Source organism: Thorsellia kenyensis, from assembly GCF_042432445.1.
Lineage (GTDB): Bacteria > Pseudomonadota > Gammaproteobacteria > Enterobacterales > Thorselliaceae > Thorsellia > Thorsellia kenyensis.
The window spans coordinates 12,507-28,393 of sequence record NZ_JBHLXE010000016.1; the positions used below are offsets into that span (position 1 = coordinate 12,507).

12 protein-coding genes, 2 pseudogenes and 1 other annotated feature (1 of these 15 only partly in view) are annotated in these 15,887 nt (G+C 35.7%); of the genes and pseudogenes, 8 read left to right on the forward strand and 6 right to left on the reverse strand.

The genetic code is table 11. From position 1 onward, the window contains the following. Window positions 1-255: 255 nt before the first annotated feature. A pseudogene (gene metQ / locus ACFFIT_RS01500) lies at window positions 256-978 on the reverse strand (methionine ABC transporter substrate-binding lipoprotein MetQ); the annotation flags it as partial. A 698-nt stretch (window positions 979-1,676) separates the two neighbouring features. On the opposite strand from metQ (ACFFIT_RS01500), the gene metN reads away from it, so the two are divergent. From metN to metQ (ACFFIT_RS01515), 3 genes are all read left to right on the forward strand, one after another. After that, window positions 1,677-2,711 (forward strand): methionine ABC transporter ATP-binding protein MetN, encoded by a 1,035-nt coding sequence (metN, locus tag ACFFIT_RS01505; protein WP_385875735.1) that lies wholly within the window; start codon window positions 1,677-1,679, stop codon window positions 2,709-2,711. Further along, a complete protein-coding gene (locus ACFFIT_RS01510; protein ID WP_385875737.1) occupies window positions 2,704-3,399 on the forward strand; it encodes a methionine ABC transporter permease in 696 nt (231 codons plus the stop codon). The genes metN and ACFFIT_RS01510 overlap by 8 nt, the downstream gene beginning before the upstream one ends. Window positions 3,400-3,552: 153 nt before the next feature. Further along, window positions 3,553-4,353 (forward strand): methionine ABC transporter substrate-binding lipoprotein MetQ, encoded by an 801-nt coding sequence (gene metQ, locus ACFFIT_RS01515; RefSeq protein WP_385875739.1) that lies wholly within the window; start codon window positions 3,553-3,555, stop codon window positions 4,351-4,353. A 165-nt stretch (window positions 4,354-4,518) separates the two neighbouring features. Here the strand turns inward: metQ (ACFFIT_RS01515) and ACFFIT_RS01520 are convergent, their stop codons facing one another. After that, entirely contained in the window at window positions 4,519-5,679 is a 1,161-nt protein-coding gene (locus ACFFIT_RS01520; RefSeq protein WP_385875741.1) for a methyltransferase, read from the reverse strand. Between the two features lie 193 nt (window positions 5,680-5,872). Here ACFFIT_RS01520 and rimO point away from each other — a divergent pair, with 193 nt between their 5' ends. The 5 genes and pseudogenes from rimO to ACFFIT_RS01545 all read left to right on the forward strand — a co-directional run bounded on the left by rimO (window position 5,873) and on the right by ACFFIT_RS01545 (window position 11,303). Beyond that, window positions 5,873-7,231, forward strand: a complete 1,359-nt coding sequence (gene rimO, locus ACFFIT_RS01525) for a 30S ribosomal protein S12 methylthiotransferase RimO (RefSeq protein WP_385875743.1) — start codon at window positions 5,873-5,875, stop codon at window positions 7,229-7,231. Between the two features lie 106 nt (window positions 7,232-7,337). Further along, complete coding sequence (locus ACFFIT_RS01530; RefSeq protein ID WP_385875744.1) at window positions 7,338-8,264, forward strand: SPFH domain-containing protein; 927 nt, start codon at window positions 7,338-7,340, stop codon at window positions 8,262-8,264. Between the two features lie 547 nt (window positions 8,265-8,811). Then, a pseudogene (gene rluB, locus ACFFIT_RS01535) lies at window positions 8,812-9,675 on the forward strand (23S rRNA pseudouridine(2605) synthase RluB); the annotation flags it as partial. Between the two features lie 109 nt (window positions 9,676-9,784). Beyond that, entirely contained in the window at window positions 9,785-10,336 is a 552-nt protein-coding gene (gene dsbB, locus ACFFIT_RS01540; protein ID WP_385875746.1) for a disulfide bond formation protein DsbB, read from the forward strand. A 94-nt stretch (window positions 10,337-10,430) separates the two neighbouring features. Further along, window positions 10,431-11,303 carry a co-chaperone YbbN gene (locus ACFFIT_RS01545; RefSeq protein ID WP_385875747.1) on the forward strand — a complete coding sequence of 291 codons (873 nt, stop codon included), beginning with the start codon at window positions 10,431-10,433 and terminating at the stop codon, window positions 11,301-11,303. A gap of 275 nt (window positions 11,304-11,578) precedes the next feature. Here ACFFIT_RS01545 and ACFFIT_RS01550 read toward each other — a convergent pair whose 3' ends face one another. The 4 genes from ACFFIT_RS01550 to hisG form a co-directional block, all read right to left on the reverse strand. Continuing rightward, window positions 11,579-11,890: a hypothetical protein gene (locus tag ACFFIT_RS01550; RefSeq protein WP_385875749.1), complete on the reverse strand. Its 312-nt coding sequence runs from the start codon at window positions 11,888-11,890 to the stop codon at window positions 11,579-11,581. A 468-nt stretch (window positions 11,891-12,358) separates the two neighbouring features. Then, window positions 12,359-13,438 carry a histidinol-phosphate transaminase gene (gene hisC, locus ACFFIT_RS01555; protein ID WP_385875903.1) on the reverse strand — a complete coding sequence of 360 codons (1,080 nt, stop codon included), beginning with the start codon at window positions 13,436-13,438 and terminating at the stop codon, window positions 12,359-12,361. A 62-nt stretch (window positions 13,439-13,500) separates the two neighbouring features. Further along, window positions 13,501-14,823, reverse strand: coding sequence for a histidinol dehydrogenase (gene hisD, locus ACFFIT_RS01560; protein WP_385875751.1), 1,323 nt, complete (start codon window positions 14,821-14,823; stop codon window positions 13,501-13,503). Between the two features lie 6 nt (window positions 14,824-14,829). Continuing rightward, on the reverse strand, window positions 14,830-15,729 hold the full coding sequence (hisG, locus tag ACFFIT_RS01565) for an ATP phosphoribosyltransferase (RefSeq protein ID WP_385875753.1): 900 nt from the start codon (window positions 15,727-15,729) through the stop codon (window positions 14,830-14,832). A 77-nt stretch (window positions 15,730-15,806) separates the two neighbouring features. Next, window positions 15,807-15,887 (reverse strand) — a sequence feature (His leader region); it runs 38 nt beyond the window's last position.

The following is a 15,887-nucleotide window of genomic DNA, read 5'->3' on the forward strand; positions in this document are numbered from 1 at the left end:
TGCTGTGAGGACTCACAGCCCTAAAGGGCTATTTTTCCCACTTTATAGGTTGCAACCAGATAGCATAGATTTACGCAAAACGAGTAATTATCGTGTACCTTGGTCACCTTCCTGTTTGGCTTCTAATGCTGGAAATGCAACAAAAAAACACTAAAATCGCAAGAAACCACAAATTCGCAATTATATCCCCGACCGATTGGACAAGGGTTTACGGGCTTTTTAATAATTCCTAAAGGACAAAATGGCCAAACCTCATTACCATCCTTTAATGACACCACCATCAAATAATTCAAAAGCTTTCTGATATACTTCCTCAGATTGATAAGACTTTACAAACTGCTTTACCGCTTCTTCATTTTTATTGTCTTCTCTAGATACAATAATATTGACGTAGATAGAATCTTTATCTTCAACGAAAAGACCATCTTTTTCAGGTGTTAATCCAATTGAACTTGACCATGTTGTATTAATCACTGAAAAAGCAACGGTTTTGTCATCCAATGAAGCTGGCAATAACGGTGCATCTAGTTCCACAAAATTAAGTTCCTTAGGATTTTCAATAATATCAATCAATGTTGGATTCAAACCTGATTCTGGGGCGAGTCGAATCAAACCCTGCTTTTCAATTAATAACAATGACCTACCTAAATTAGTTGGGTCATTAGGCAGGGTAACTGTACTCTTTTTAGCTAGCTCATCAATGCTCTTTATATTGTTAGAATAAGCAGCAATCGGGTACACAAAGGTATTACCAACAATAGCAAGGGAGTACCCTCTTGCCTCAATTTGTTCATCTAAAAATGGTTTGTGTTGAAATGCATTTAAATCAATATCGCCTGAATTTACTGCTTCATTAGGTATAACACCATCATTAAATTCTATAAGTTCAACATCTAAATTAAATTTTTCTTTAGCCACTTTTACAGCAGTTTGAGCAACTTCATACTCTTTGCCCGTCATTACTCCAACTTTAATGGTTTGTGCCGATACAATATTTGAAAAAGCCATTACTGCAAAAATCGATAGTATTCTAGTCAATTTACTTTTGGAATTCATAAGTTCTCCTTAAGGTTGTAATAAGATCATTCACCATTGAATAGATGATTGAATATGCAAGACATGTTTTTTAATTCAACTTATCTAGTTTATGGTGTACACGTTAAATTCATGCTCCAGTCTTCAGTCAAGTGGTATTATAAATTGGCTTATTTCAGGAGATGAAATAGATAATACAGCAATAATTTATAACGTCTCACACCTAAAAGTTATAAGCTATAAGGAAAAATTATGTTCCCACATTTAATTTTTTGAGTTTTTTCCGTTAAAATAAAAAAAATTAATTAATTCAATGAGTAATTTTTAGCGCTTAATTTTATTTCATACACAGGATTTCTAGCTGTCCCTCTGCTATAGAAATGTTTTTCCATAGAATACAAAAAATAAAAAAAACAATAAATATATCTATAATTCAATCACTTAATTATTTTTTAGGCGACATGCAATTTATCAGAAAAAATACAAATTTTGAGTCTTAAAAATAAATCCACTAAAAATAGACGTCTAGACATCTTGACATCCATCCATCCAAAGTGCATTATAAACATCATGAAGCGAATGAGTGATTCTTATTGCTACGTAAATCATAAATTTAACCGTTTAATCTTAAAATAATGAATATGATAACTCTCAAAAATATTAATAAAATCTACCAACAAAAAAATCTGTCAGTACACGCACTAAAAGATATAAACCTGGAAATCAAAAAAGGGGAAATTTTTGGTGTTATAGGTTCGTCAGGTGCTGGGAAAAGCACACTCATTAGATGTGTAAATATCCTAGAAAAGCCATCTTCAGGAGATGTTATAGTCGATGGTGTCAACATGACAACACTTTCTAACCAAGAGCTCATTAAACAACGTCGCCAAATTGGTATGATTTTCCAACATTTTAATCTCCTTTCATCAAGAACTGTATTTGGTAATGTCGCTTTAGCTCTTGAATTTAGTAATATTTCAGATAAATCATTTATCAAAAAGAGAGTTACTGAGCTTCTCGAACTTGTTGGCTTAGCAGACAAACACAACAGTTACCCTGCAAACTTATCTGGGGGACAAAAACAACGTGTTGCGATAGCAAGAGCCCTAGCTACTGAACCTAAAGTTCTATTGTGTGATGAAGCAACGAGTGCCCTTGATCCTGCGACCACTACCTCAATTCTTACATTACTTAAAGACATCAATCGCAGACTCAACATCACGATACTGTTAATTACTCATGAAATGGATGTAGTAAAGCGTATTTGCGATAAAGTCGGCGTTATTAGCCAAGGACAACTGATAGAACAAGGCAGTGTTGCTGAACTGTTTTCTCACCCTAAAACTGAACTAGCGCAAAGCTTTATTAACTCTAGCATCGATATAGAAATTCCAGAAGATTACCAAATAAGATTATCTCAAACACCTAAAGACAATGGGCACCCCTTATTGAAAATGACATTTACAGGTAAATCTGTTGATGCACCTTTACTATCTGAAATTGCGCAATCACATCAGGTCCTTAGCAATATTATCAGTGCTAAAATGGATTATGCAGGTGGCGTAAAATTTGGTGTGATGTTGGCTGAATTAAGTGGAAATAGTGAAGGACTAACTTCTGCTATACGTTTTTTACGTGAAAATCATGTCAAAATTGAGGAATTAGGATATGTTTGATCTATTAGTGAATTGGTTCACCCCATCAGAAAAAGCACTTAAAGTTATCGTCAAATTGTTTCCTCAAGGTATTTTAGAAACATTAACAATGACCTTTGTTTCAGGAACCTCTGGGATCTTGATTGGCTTACCTATTGGAGTTTTGTTGTTTTGTTTAAGACCGAATGGAATTTTAGCTAATCCAACTTTGTATCGTATTTTAAGCTTGATTGTCAACTATTTTAGAGCAATTCCTTTTTTTATCTTGATTGTTTGGCTGTTAGAGTTAACTAAAATTATTGCAGGGCAAAAACATGGAATATGGGCTGCAATTATCCCTCTGACTGTTGCCTGCGCCCCCTTTATTGCTCGTATGACTGAGAATGTTCTATTAGAACTTCCTGAAGGATTAATCGAGGCTTCCCGTTCAATGGGTGCGAAACCTCATAGCATTATTTTTAAAGTATTAATTCCAGAGGCTTTACCTGGGCTCATTAATAGCTTTACTGTTGTATTCATCAGTTTAGTGGGATATTCTGCAATGGGTGGCGCGGTAGGAGCTGGCGGCTTAGGGCAAATTGCTCATAAATATGGGTATGTTGGATACGATGCTTTTGTAATGAACTCCGTTGTCATTATCTTTGTTTTAATTGTGACAATTATTCAGTTAACAGGATCTTATCTAAGTAAGCGTTTTAATAGAAGATAAGTTAATTATGATCTATCTTTTGATATTTTGATTGGTTACATGGGTTCACCTTTCTTAGGTAACCTGTAAGAAAGAAGTAAAACTTTTGTTGTAAATAAAATTGATGTTATAAACATTTTTTATTTTTTGTTATTTAACTAAGAGGATTTAACTATGCGTATTAAAAACAATCTTATCAAAGCAAGTGTATTAGCTGTTTCTTTAGCTTTAAGCCAATTTGTATTAGCAGATGGCATTAAAGTAGGTGTTATCACTGGTAAAGAGTACGAAGTTGCTGAAACTGCAGTAAAAGTAGCGAAAGAGAAATTTAACCTTGATGTTGAATTGGTAGAATTTAATGATTATGTTATCCCTAACGAAGCACTTGACTCAGGTGACATAGATCTTAACGCTTTCCAACATAAGCCTTTTTTAGATGAACAAATCGAAGCTCGTGGATATAAATTAACACCTGTCGCAAATACATTTGTATATCCTATTGCGGCTTACTCTAAAAACATCAAAAGTATTGATGAATTAGCTGAGGGTAGCACGATTACCCTACCTAACGATCCGACCAATCTTGGCCGTGCTCTTCTTTTATTAGAAAAACAAGGGCTAATTAAGCTTGAAGAAGGTGTTGGATTAAATCCAAGCGTGCTTGATGTAGTAGAAAATCCAAAAAAATTAAACTTGGTTGAACTTGAAGCGCCTCTTCTTCCAAACTCTTTAGACGATAAGACAGTGGCTTTATCAGTAATCAATACAACATACGCGAGTTCAATTGGCTTAACACCAACTAAAGATGGCATATTTGTTGAAGATAAAGAGTCACCATATGTTAACATCATTGTAGCTAGAGAAAACAATAAAGACTCTGAAGAAGTAAAACAGTTTATCCAAGCTTACCAATCTGAAGAAGTCTTCGAAAAAGCAAACTCTTTATTTGATGGTGGAGCTGTTAAAGGTTGGTAATAGTCTAATGATAAGTCTATCAACGTCTCCTTACATTTAAATTTAATAGGCGGCATTCAATCATTATCTTTTTATGATTGGATGCCCTAATTTACTGATAAGCTAAGAGTGGAACACCAACATATCACATTTTAAAAAGATGAAAATAAAATGCCAGTCAATGAGTTAAACCATCTTAGTTGCTTTTAAGATAGCAAATTTTTTATTTCCTGCCACATTAATACAATTGCCAAATAGTTTTTTTAATTGTTGGTAATAATTCAAATGCCTATTCCCGACAATCATAAGCTCACCGCCCTTCACTAAGCTATTTTTTGCATTTAAAAACATATTTCTAGCAATATGATCTGTGAGTGTATTTTGTTGATGGAAAGGGGGATTACAAAAAATCCTCTCAACGGTTGAGGAAGGAAATCCTTGTAATGCATCCATGATCAAAAATTCACATCTATCCAGACAGTCTGCTCGATGAGTTAATACATTTAAACGGCTTGATTCCAATGCCATATAAGATTCATCTGTGAATATAACTTTAGCATCTGGATTTTTTTTTAGCAAAGTCAGCCCAATGACTCCATTGCCACAACCTAAGTCCACAAATGTACCAGAACAATCAGCGGGTAGATGATCTATAAAAAACCTGGCGCCAATATCTAACTGATTTCTAGAAAATACATTCGGATAATTCGATATCACTGTTTGTCCATCAAGATTAAAGGTAGACACTTTAGGTGTTATCTGTACGAATTCACCTAATGGCTGTTCTTGCGAGGTAACATTCGGGATACAAAAAACTAACCGCGCCTTTTTCTTCGCGAGACTGGTCGTAGTGAGCCCTATTTTTTCAAATAATTTTAAAGTAGATGTGTGGATATCTTGGGCTTTTGCTGCACCAATAATTTTCGTTTTATCGCTCATAATTGCTTTGATCTGCTCTATCTGATGCTCAAGCAAAGATAAGGATTTGGGGATTTTTATGATAATGAGAGCAGGAGCTTTTGGCAGCAATGCATTACTTTCCAATATAGTTACTTGACTACTTTCTATCTGATTGCGCTGTAAATTTTCCCTTAGTGATAATTGACTTACAAATGAATCAGAAACGTGGTAAGGATGCAAAGAAGATAACGCAGTGCATAGTGCACCAAAAGCATCATTAAAGATAATAACTGGACCTTGAATATTACTATACGTGCTTTCATGGAGCGTTTCTAGTAAGTACTCATCTGCAGCATCAAAAGGAAATAGATTCTTGGGTTCTTTTTGCCCATAAAGAGCTCTTTTAAGTTTTAAGGTGTTTATCGGTTTAATTTTTATCTGATTCATTTTTGCTTTATTTATTAAAAATGGTTTTACGTTTGAGGATGAAATTAAGAAAACAAAAAACTGTATGAAGCGAGAAAAAATCGCATTTTTTTATTATTAAATCTAACATCCTATTGATTAAGAGTGTACAATAGCAAGTTAAAGCCATTGTGAGTGCTTCTCGTACTGAATTAAGAATAACCAAGGAATTGACATGTCGCAAAACGCTGACTCTAAAAGTATTATTTTAAAATCTCAAACCCCAAAGGTCGGATTTATTTCTTTAGGTTGCCCTAAAAACTTAGTGGACTCTGAAAGAATTTTAACACAATTAAAGATTGAGGGTTATCAAGTTGTACCTTCTTTTGATGACGCAGATCTCGTGATTGTTAATACCTGTGGTTTTATAGATAGTGCAGTTCAAGAATCCCTTGAAACCATAGCAGAAGCACTTAGTGAGAATGGCAAAGTGATAGTCACAGGTTGTCTTGGTGCCAAAGAAAATCAAATCAGAGAAGTGCATCCACAAGTTTTAGAGATAACAGGCCCACATAGTTACGAAGAAGTGCTCAAACATGTTCATACGTATTTGCCAAAACCTGCGCACAATCCTTTTTTAAGTTTAGTGCCAGAACAAGGCATTAAATTAACACCTAAACATTATGCCTACTTAAAAATTTCGGAAGGATGTAATCATCGCTGTACCTTTTGTATTATACCTTCAATGCGCGGTGATTTAGATAGCCGTGAAATTGGTAGTATCCTTGATGAAGCAAAACGTCTTGCCGATGCAGGAGTTAAAGAGCTGCTTGTCATATCCCAAGACACTTCAGCATTTGGTGTCGATGTAAAACACAAAACAGGCTTTTGGCAAGGAGAGCCTGTCAAAACACATCTAAATGGGTTATGTGAGGCTTTAAGTCGTTTAGGTATTTGGGTGAGACTTCACTATGTCTATCCTTATCCTCATGTAGATGATGTTATTCCCTTGATGGCAGAAGGAAAAATATTACCTTATTTAGATATCCCTCTTCAGCATGCTAGCCCTAAAATATTAAAATTAATGAAGCGTCCGGGAAGTATAGAAAGAACGTTAGAACGTATAAAGCACTGGAGAGAAATTTGCCCTGAGATAACCCTCAGATCGACTTTCATCGTAGGCTTCCCTGGTGAAACTGAAGAAGATTTTCAACTGTTGCTTGACTTTATTAAAGAAGCAAAATTAGACAGAGTTGGATGTTTTGAATACAGCCCTGTTGAAGGCGCTAAGGCGAATGAACTAAATGATCCGGTCCCTGATGACATTAAAAAAGATCGCTTTAATCGCTTTATGCTATTACAACAAGAGATATCTACCCAGCGACTAAAAGAAAAAATAGGTAAAACATTAGAAGTTATGCTTGATGAAATTGAAGAGGAAGGCGCCATAGGCAGAAGTAAAGCAGATGCACCTGAAATCGATGGAAATGTGTTTATCACAGGTGATCTTTCTTCATTCTTGCCAGGTCAAATTGTCAAGGTAGTGATCAATGACAGTGATGAATATGATCTTTATGGTGAATTATCCGTGTAATTCTTTTGCGTGTTTTTAAATAGGCAATTGATCATCAATATGTTTTTGATGACAATCCATTCTAAAAACTTATTTATGTGTTTAATATTTATTTAAGGAAATTCATATGTTCAATGAAATTTTAGGTGATTTTAATATTTTTCCTATTATTATCGTTATTTTTGCGGTCATACTGATCTATTCATCTGTCAAAGTTGTCCCTCAAGGATTCCAATGGACCGTAGAACGCTTTGGTCGTTATACTAAAACATTAAAACCGGGATTAAATTTTCTTGTTCCCATGATTGATAAAGTGGGTCGTAGAATCAACATGATGGAACAAGTGTTAGATATTCCATCTCAAGAAGTAATTTCTCGTGATAACGCGAATGTCTCTATCGATGCCATCTGTTTTATTCAAGTAATTGATGCAGCAAAAGCTGCTTATGAAGTTAGCCACTTAGAAGCCGCTATTGTTAATTTGGCGATGACTAACTTCAGAACTGTACTTGGTGCAATGGAATTAGATGAAATGTTGTCCCAAAGAGATGTTATCAATGGACGCTTACTTAGCATTGTTGATGAAGCCACAAACCCCTGGGGTGTAAAGATTACCCGAATCGAAATTAGAGATGTAAGACCGCCAGTAGAACTTGTTAATGCGATGAATGCACAGATGAAAGCAGAAAGAACTAAACGTGCTGATATTCTTGAAGCAGAAGGTATTCGACAAGCTGCTATATTAAAGGCTGAAGGAGAAAAACAGTCGCAAATTCTCAAAGCTGAAGGGGAAAAACAATCTGCATTTTTACAAGCTGAGGCGAGAGAAAGAGCAGCTGAAGCTGAAGCCAATGCAACACGTATGGTTTCAGACGCTATTTCTTCTGGTGACTTACAAGCCATTAACTATTTCGTTGCACAAAAATATACTGAAGCCCTTACTGCAATAGGTTCATCTGAAAACAGTAAGGTAGTTATGATGCCTTTAGATGCCACTAATATTTTAGGTTCAATCGGTGGAATTACAGAATTAATTAACTCTTCAAAAAAATAGTAATACACTGATAATTTAAAAACTATTTAATCTCCCTCGCCGCTAAGTTTTCATATCTAGCGGCGATTTTTTTATCCTACTTTTAATCGCCTATTTCATTCCTATCAATCTTTGTAGTTAAAACATCTTACAATCTCACAAAATAGAACTATTTCATTCTCGCTAATCAATGCTATAATCAAACAGAGATAAAGCTTAATGAGCTATATTTATTATCAACACTTATTTCTCCTGTTAGTTATAAGTACACATTCCCCCTCTTCATTAATGACGTCTGTGAAGGCGCCTGTAGGTAAACTCCATGATAAAAAGAACTGAATTTTCAAAAAAAAATACTGAGTCTAGCACACGCAAAGATTCTAAAAATCAATCTGATAAAAACAATAAACGCTCCAACAAGCCTTCATTTTCTCAAAATGGTGCAAAAGATGCCCTTAAAAGAGATAATAAAACAACTCACGCTGCTCCATCCAAACGTTTAACATCGCAAGTAAAAAATACTGCTTCTAAAACTGTACATGAAAATAACACGCCATCAGTACCTGGTAGTGAAAAACTACAAAAAGTATTAGCCAGAGCAGGCTTAGGATCACGACGTGAAGTTGAAGTATTAATCGAAGCAGGACGGGTCAGTATAGATGGTAAAATAGCCCATTTAGGTGAGCGGGTCATTATCTCTCCTGACCTAAAAATTAGGGTGGATGGGAAAATCATCTCTATTAAGGAGCCTGAACAAGAAAAATGTAGAGTAATTATCTACTATAAACCTGAGGGTGAGATTTGTACTAGGAATGATCCTGAAGGGCGACCTACTGTGTATGAAAGATTACCGAAGATAAGCCATGGTCGTTGGATTGCTGTAGGGAGACTAGATATTAATACTTCTGGCTTGTTACTATTTACCAATGATGGAGAGTTAGCCAATAGATTAATGCATCCGAGCAATGAAATCGAACGTGAATACTCTGTACGTGTCTTCGGTGAAGTGACGGATGATAAAAAAAGGATGGTGACTCGAGGAGTTCAGCTTGAAGATGGCCCAGCCTCATTTAAAAAGCTAACAGCTTCCGGCGGTGAAGGCATTAATCAGTGGTATAATGTTGTGCTAACGGAAGGCCGTAATCGTGAGGTCCGACGCATTTGGGAAGCGGTTGATTTACAAGTAAGCCGCTTAATTAGGATTCGTTACGGCAATATTTCACTTCCTACTCGATTACCTAGAGGGGGTTGGCAAGAAATGGACATCAATAATGTCAACTATCTGCGTGAATTAGTTCAGTTACCTAAAGAGACCCAAGGAAAAGTGAATCCACAGCAAGATAAGAAAAAACTTAAAACGGGGCAAATCAGACGTGCAGTACAGCGCCATAATAAAATGGCAACAGCAGCAAGAAGACCACGTAAAGTTTAGTTCAATAGGTCAGCATTAAGTTATCATATAGCAGCATTTGTTCGGATTATTTGTCTAAATTACGCAAGATAAACCCAAAGCAAATGTTGATAACAAGGAGAAATCACTAATGTTAAAATATCTTAAATCGATTTCAATAGGCAAAAAGGCCTGGTTCTTGCTTTTTGTTATCACAACTTTCATGCTGTGTACTGCATTAATCTTACAGCATGGATTTGATATGCAACCTTGCGTGTTATGTATTTATCAAAGAACAGCCATTTTAGGGATTTGGTTTGCCTCAATTTTAGGCATGATCGCGCCAAAAAATTTTGTTATAAGAATAACTGCGATTGGCCTTTGGATTTACTCTGCCGCCTATGGCTTGAGTTATAGTTGGTTACAAGTAAAAATGCAATTTTTTCCTACTCCAATGGATAAATGCGATTTATTCCCCAGATTCTATTTTGGTTTGAAGTGGAATGAATGGATTCCCTCTATTTTTGAAGCTAAAGGTCTATGCTCTGACATACAAGGGGCAATTTTAGGCTTAGAAATATCCCAATGGATGACTGGTATATTTAGCGTTTTTTTATTCATAAGCATTATTGTTTTGATTTCTCAAGTAGTAAAATCACCTACTAAAGAAACGATGTTTAGTTTTAGAAAACGCTGGAAATAATGGCTTTGTGTTTTTTTCATTTTAAACCCACTAAGCCAAGTCAAAACTTTTATATAACTTAACTTTTACGATTGAATGAGGAAGAAACATCACCATGAATAATGAGATTTTAACGATTGTTGATATCACAACCGAAAATATCAGAGAAGTGCTAGGGCAATCCACTGAGTTACCCTTGGTATTTTATTTTTTTTCATCCCAAATTCCTGAATGTCAAACCTCAACTCAATTGATGGAATCTTTAGCTAATGAGTACCAAGGCTTATTTATATTAGCCAAAGTTAATTGTGATGAACAAATGGGCATAGCTCAACAATTTGGACTTCAAGCCTTACCAACTTTTTATCTATTTAAAGACGGTCAGCCGATTAATGCCATTCAAGGGCCACAATCTTATGAAGAACTCAAAGCATTTTTAGCAGATGCCCTACCTTCAGAGGCTGAGCAAGCATTCCATGCAGCGCTAGGGCACATAGCAGAAGAACAGTATCAAGAGGCACTTAGTCTGCTAAGAACTGCATTTAAGGCTTCAGATAACAAAGCCCCAATTTTCAAAGACATTGTTCTAAAATTAGCCGAAACACAAATTATCCTTTCACGTATTGATGATGCAGAGGAAACATTGACCCATTTATTACCACAAGATAGAGATTCACTCTATCAAGGATTACTGGCACAAATTGAATTAGCACGAAAAGCGGCCGATTCCCCTGAAATACAACAATTGCAGCTACAAGTGACGGAAAATCCAAATGATTTTCGAGCAATCAATACATTAGCTCTTCAACTACATCAAGTTGGACGAAATGAAGAGGCTTTATCTAGCCTTTTTGAGGTTCTTAAAAAAGAGATGAACTGCTTGGACGGTGAAATGAAAAAATCATTTTTAGATATATTGGCTGCCTTAGGTACAGGTGATCCTTTAGCATCGCAATACCGTCGTAAATTTTATTCTTTGTTGTATTAAAATACTATTGAAACAAAAAAGGATAACTTAGAGAAGTTTAGTCCTAAATTCTATTAGAGAACACATTTAGGACTATATTGATAGGACTCTGGTATTTTTTATCAACTGCTAGCCCAGTATATAAAAAACTAACGGCATTTGTTAATTTTTTGAACAGACTTAACTCAAAGTCATATGTCATCACAATATAATAAGGAGCCAACGGCTTGTACTAATTTAGAGCCAATTCCTACCTAAATTAGCCGCATTTTCGTATCCTAATTGCATTGATTTGATTAGATTCTCGTAAATCTGATAAATCGAATGGAGTTTTTAAATAATTTATTGCATATAAAAAGCATAATCGAAAAATAAACAACTAAAAATACACCGATAACAATAAAACCATTACTTTTATCTATTGTTATCCACGGCAGGAATGAAGCCAGTAGATGAATAGTATTTGTTGCTGCAAAATAAGATAAAATAAAACTCACAATAACGCTACGTTTTCCAAAACCATATCTCACCTCGGCACGACAGCCTTTGCATATATTCACTCCATGATCTGAAACCGTAAAACAGTGTGGACACTTAATTACACTCATTTTTACTCCTAATCTCTGCGTTTCATTTGAAATAATGTCTTTGATAACAAAAGACTTAACATAATAAACTCTAGTTAGTTTTGTTAGTTTTGTTAGTTTTTTATGATTCGAATATCAATATTAAGATATGCAATTTTATCCCATACATTACTTTTTTTCACGAAAATTTTCAACATGTAAATAAACAACTCATCTAGCAAAGTTAAGCTACTGCCATGCTGCTTCTAATTACAACAAAAATCGACTTAAACGCTGTTTATTGAATTGAATTCGTTAAGTAACAACTCTCTAACTGCCATAATTTATTCAAAAGCATCTATTACGTTCAGTAAAACAAACCTACTAAAAGTAGGCTAAAAAAGCTAAGGAAAAATAAATGATTTATCCTTAGCTTTATATCATTCAAAATTAATCTAACTTCTAAGATTTTATTGTCATTTTCTTAGAATAATTCTTAACATTATTTTCTTATGCTACTGTTAGAGATCTCAATACCCTTACAACAGCTTGCATCTCTTCTTCTGTTCCTATAGTAATCCTGATGCAATTTTCTAATCCTAGTTGTTTACTCTGATCTCTTAAAATCACACCACTGTCCCATAATCCTTTAAAAATAGGTGCTGAATCTTTAAATCTAACTAAAATATAATTAGTAAAACTTGGGTAGATCTGCACAACTCGTTCATCATGACTAAGCGCTTCAATCAAATAAGTCCTATTTTTTTCAATTTCAAGTACTCTTTGTTTCATGGTTTCAATGCCCTCAGGTAACAAAGCTTGTGCAGCCATATCTGCAACAGGAGCTGCTAATGGATAAGGAGCTATCACTTTTAATAATGTGTCAATAATATTCCTATGGGCAAGTGTAAAACCGCAACGCAAACCGGCAAGCGCAAAAGCTTTTGATAATGTCCTTAAAATCACCATATGAGGAAAGCGTTTTAACCATGCGGTTTTGTTATTCTGTAAACAAAATTCAATGTATGCTTCATCAATAGCGACAATCGCTCGATCTTGGGTCATTTCTAGCAATTTAATTAAATCCGCATCATGAAGTAAATTTCCTGTTGGATTATTAGGGCTGCAGACATAGATTAATTTGACATCCGCCATCTGTGAAGCTATAGCCTCAAGATCGAGTTGCCAATCTTTTGTTGAGGGGACTATTTTTTGTTGTATCCCAAATGTTTCAGCACTGACGCTATACATCCCATAAGTGGGAGGACAATACATCACCGCATCTTTACCTGGTTCACAAAATGCCCTTAGTAATAATTCAATGCTTTCATCGGCGCCACGAGTTACGAGAACTTCATCTGGATTTACGCCAGCATACTCAGCATACCTTGTAATTACCGCCAAAGGTTGACACTCAGGATAACGATTTAAATCAGAGTGCACAGTGAGTTTTGGAGTGATAGGGTACTCATTTGCATTTAACCAAACGTCACCTTTTCCACCCAGACGCCTTGCCGATAGATAAGGTGTTAAGTCTTGTACATTTTTTCTTGTGATTTTTTTTAATAATTCTTGCACATCATTTTGCATTTGGTTTTGATTTGTCATAATTAATCTCTCATGGAATGAAAAATATCTAAAATGGCATCACACTATTTAACTAATCGCTTGGCATTAATATGTGCTAAACGTACAGATATGGCCTCTTTATGTGCTATGAGTTGTTCCGCACTCGCCATAATTTCAACCGTGGCCCCTAAATTCATCAATCCTTCTTGATTCAGTTCTTGAACCGTCATTCTTTTTTGAAAATCTGCCAGCCCAAGACTTGAATAAGTTTTGGTATATCCATAGGTCGGAAGGACATGATTTGTACCAGAGGCATAATCCCCAGCAGATTCTGGTGAATAATCTCCGACAAAGACAGATCCTGCATTCGTTATTTGAGAAACATAACTAGAGGCATTTTCAATTTGAAGGATAAGATGCTCAGGTCCATATAAATTACTCACATGGATGGCTTCATTGATATGTTCAGTTATGATTATCCGAGAATGTCTAAGAGCTTCTGTTGCAGTCTCTTGTCTTGGTAATGTGCTTAATTGTTTTAAAGTTGATTCAACGACTTGTAAAGCTAATTGTTCAGACTCTGTGACTAAAACCACTTGAGAGTCAGGCCCATGCTCAGCTTGCGAAAGTAAATCACTTGCAATAAAGTCAGGGTTTGCACGATGATCTCCAATCACTAGCACCTCGGATGGCCCTGCTGGCATATCAATTGCTGCACCATCAATTGCTTGAGAAACTTGTCTTTTCGCTTCTGTAACATAGCTATTGCCTGGTCCAAAAATCTTATCTACTTTTGGAATAGTCTCTGTACCAAAAGCCATGGCTGCAATCGCTTGAGCCCCACCTACTTGAAAAATTTCATCAACACCACATAATGCCGCTGTATATAATATTTCATCCGCAATAGGCGGTGGGGAACAAAGAACTAATCTCTTGCATCCTGCAATTTTCGCAGGAACGGATAACATCAAAACAGTAGAGAAAAGAGGAGCACTTCCACCCGGTATGTATAATCCAACTGACTCAATAGGTCTTGTTTCCTGACGACATACCACACCAGGCATGGTTTCAACTTCTATAACTTTAGGAACCTGCGCCTCATGAAAACGTGATATGTTATTTTTAGCAACTAAAATAGCTTGTTTTAAAGCCTCTGATAGGCGACTTTGAGCTGATTCAATTTCTTCACGACTAACTTTTATGGTTTTTAATTCAGTTTTATCAAATTGTTGAGCAAAAGATTTTATTGCTTCATCACCCTTTTGTTTCACTTTAATGATAATATCACTGACTACTTTGCTTGTTGACGCATTTACTGACATCGCAGGTCGCTGCAGCAAAGCTTGTCGTACTTTTAGTTCTGCATCAGCCCAAATAATAGGTTGTTTAAAAGAAAAATCCGCCATGGTTCTCTACTCCATCATTTTTTCAATAGGAAGAACAAGAATGGAACTTGCTCCTAAGGCTTTAATTGCTTCCATTGTTTCCCAAAATAAATTCTCTGAACTTACCATATGAAGTGCAACTCTACTTTCATCACCTGCTAATGGCAACAAGGTTGGGTTTTCTGCCCCTGGCATCAAGGCAACAATCTCATTTAATTTATCTTTCGGTGCATGCATCATAATATATTTAGACTCACGGGCCTGAATAACCCCTTGTATACGGGTCAACAATTTATCGATGAGTGCTAGACGTTCAGGGCTCATTTCACCCTCACGTTGTACTAAACAAGCCTTTGAACGATAAATGACTTCCACTTCTTTTAGACCATTCGCTTCAAGTGTTGCACCAGAGGAAACTAAATCACAAATTAAATCAGCGAGTCCTGCTCTTGGAGCGACTTCTACAGAACCATTAAGTAAACAAGGCTTAAATGTAACACCTTGTTTTTGTAGATAATCCCTTAAAATATAAGGATAAGAAGTGGCAATTCTAGCACCTTCAAGACTTTTTACGCCATTAAATTCGGTATCAACAGGAGACGCTAATGAAAGGCGGCATCCACCAAAATCTAAGCGTCTTAGCATCTTATAACTTGGCGCCTCACCTTTTGCCCTTCTGCTTAGTAATTCTTCTTCAAGGACATTTTCCCCAACAATACCTAAATCAACAACCCCGTCCATTATCAGTCCAGGAATATCGTCATCTCTGACTCGAAGAATATCAATAGGCATATTCTCAGCAAATGCAATAAGACGTTGAGTATGCAAGTTAATTTTTACGCCACAATTAGCTAACAGTTCGCGAGATCCGTCACTTAAACGACCCGATTTTTGCATAGCAATACGTAAACGATTTTTAGATAGCATTCTTCTCTCCTTAGAGTTTTATGAAAATTTTATTGAAGTTTTTTGTTAAAAATTACACATATGTTTTATAAATCACCATAAAAAAACCCCCGAAAGTAATCTCCCGAGGGTCAGTAGTAGAGTTTAGACCGCTTGGAAGTTATATTTCTTCCAAGCAT

Coding starts and splice junctions, on each gene's coding strand:
- metN (WP_385875735.1), top strand. CDS start 1,677: ATGATAACTCTCAAAAATATTAATAAAATCTACCAACAAAAAAATCTG.
- ACFFIT_RS01510 (WP_385875737.1), top strand. CDS start 2,704: ATGTTTGATCTATTAGTGAATTGGTTCACCCCATCAGAAAAAGCACTT.
- metQ (WP_385875739.1), top strand. CDS start 3,553: ATGCGTATTAAAAACAATCTTATCAAAGCAAGTGTATTAGCTGTTTCT.
- ACFFIT_RS01520 (WP_385875741.1), bottom strand. CDS start 5,679: ATGAATCAGATAAAAATTAAACCGATAAACACCTTAAAACTTAAAAGA.
- rimO (WP_385875743.1), top strand. CDS start 5,873: ATGTCGCAAAACGCTGACTCTAAAAGTATTATTTTAAAATCTCAAACC.
- ACFFIT_RS01530 (WP_385875744.1), top strand. CDS start 7,338: ATGTTCAATGAAATTTTAGGTGATTTTAATATTTTTCCTATTATTATC.
- dsbB (WP_385875746.1), top strand. CDS start 9,785: ATGTTAAAATATCTTAAATCGATTTCAATAGGCAAAAAGGCCTGGTTC.
- ACFFIT_RS01545 (WP_385875747.1), top strand. CDS start 10,431: ATGAATAATGAGATTTTAACGATTGTTGATATCACAACCGAAAATATC.
- ACFFIT_RS01550 (WP_385875749.1), bottom strand. CDS start 11,890: ATGAGTGTAATTAAGTGTCCACACTGTTTTACGGTTTCAGATCATGGA.
- hisC (WP_385875903.1), bottom strand. CDS start 13,438: ATGCAAAATGATGTGCAAGAATTATTAAAAAAAATCACAAGAAAAAAT.
- hisD (WP_385875751.1), bottom strand. CDS start 14,823: ATGGCGGATTTTTCTTTTAAACAACCTATTATTTGGGCTGATGCAGAA.
- hisG (WP_385875753.1), bottom strand. CDS start 15,729: ATGCTATCTAAAAATCGTTTACGTATTGCTATGCAAAAATCGGGTCGT.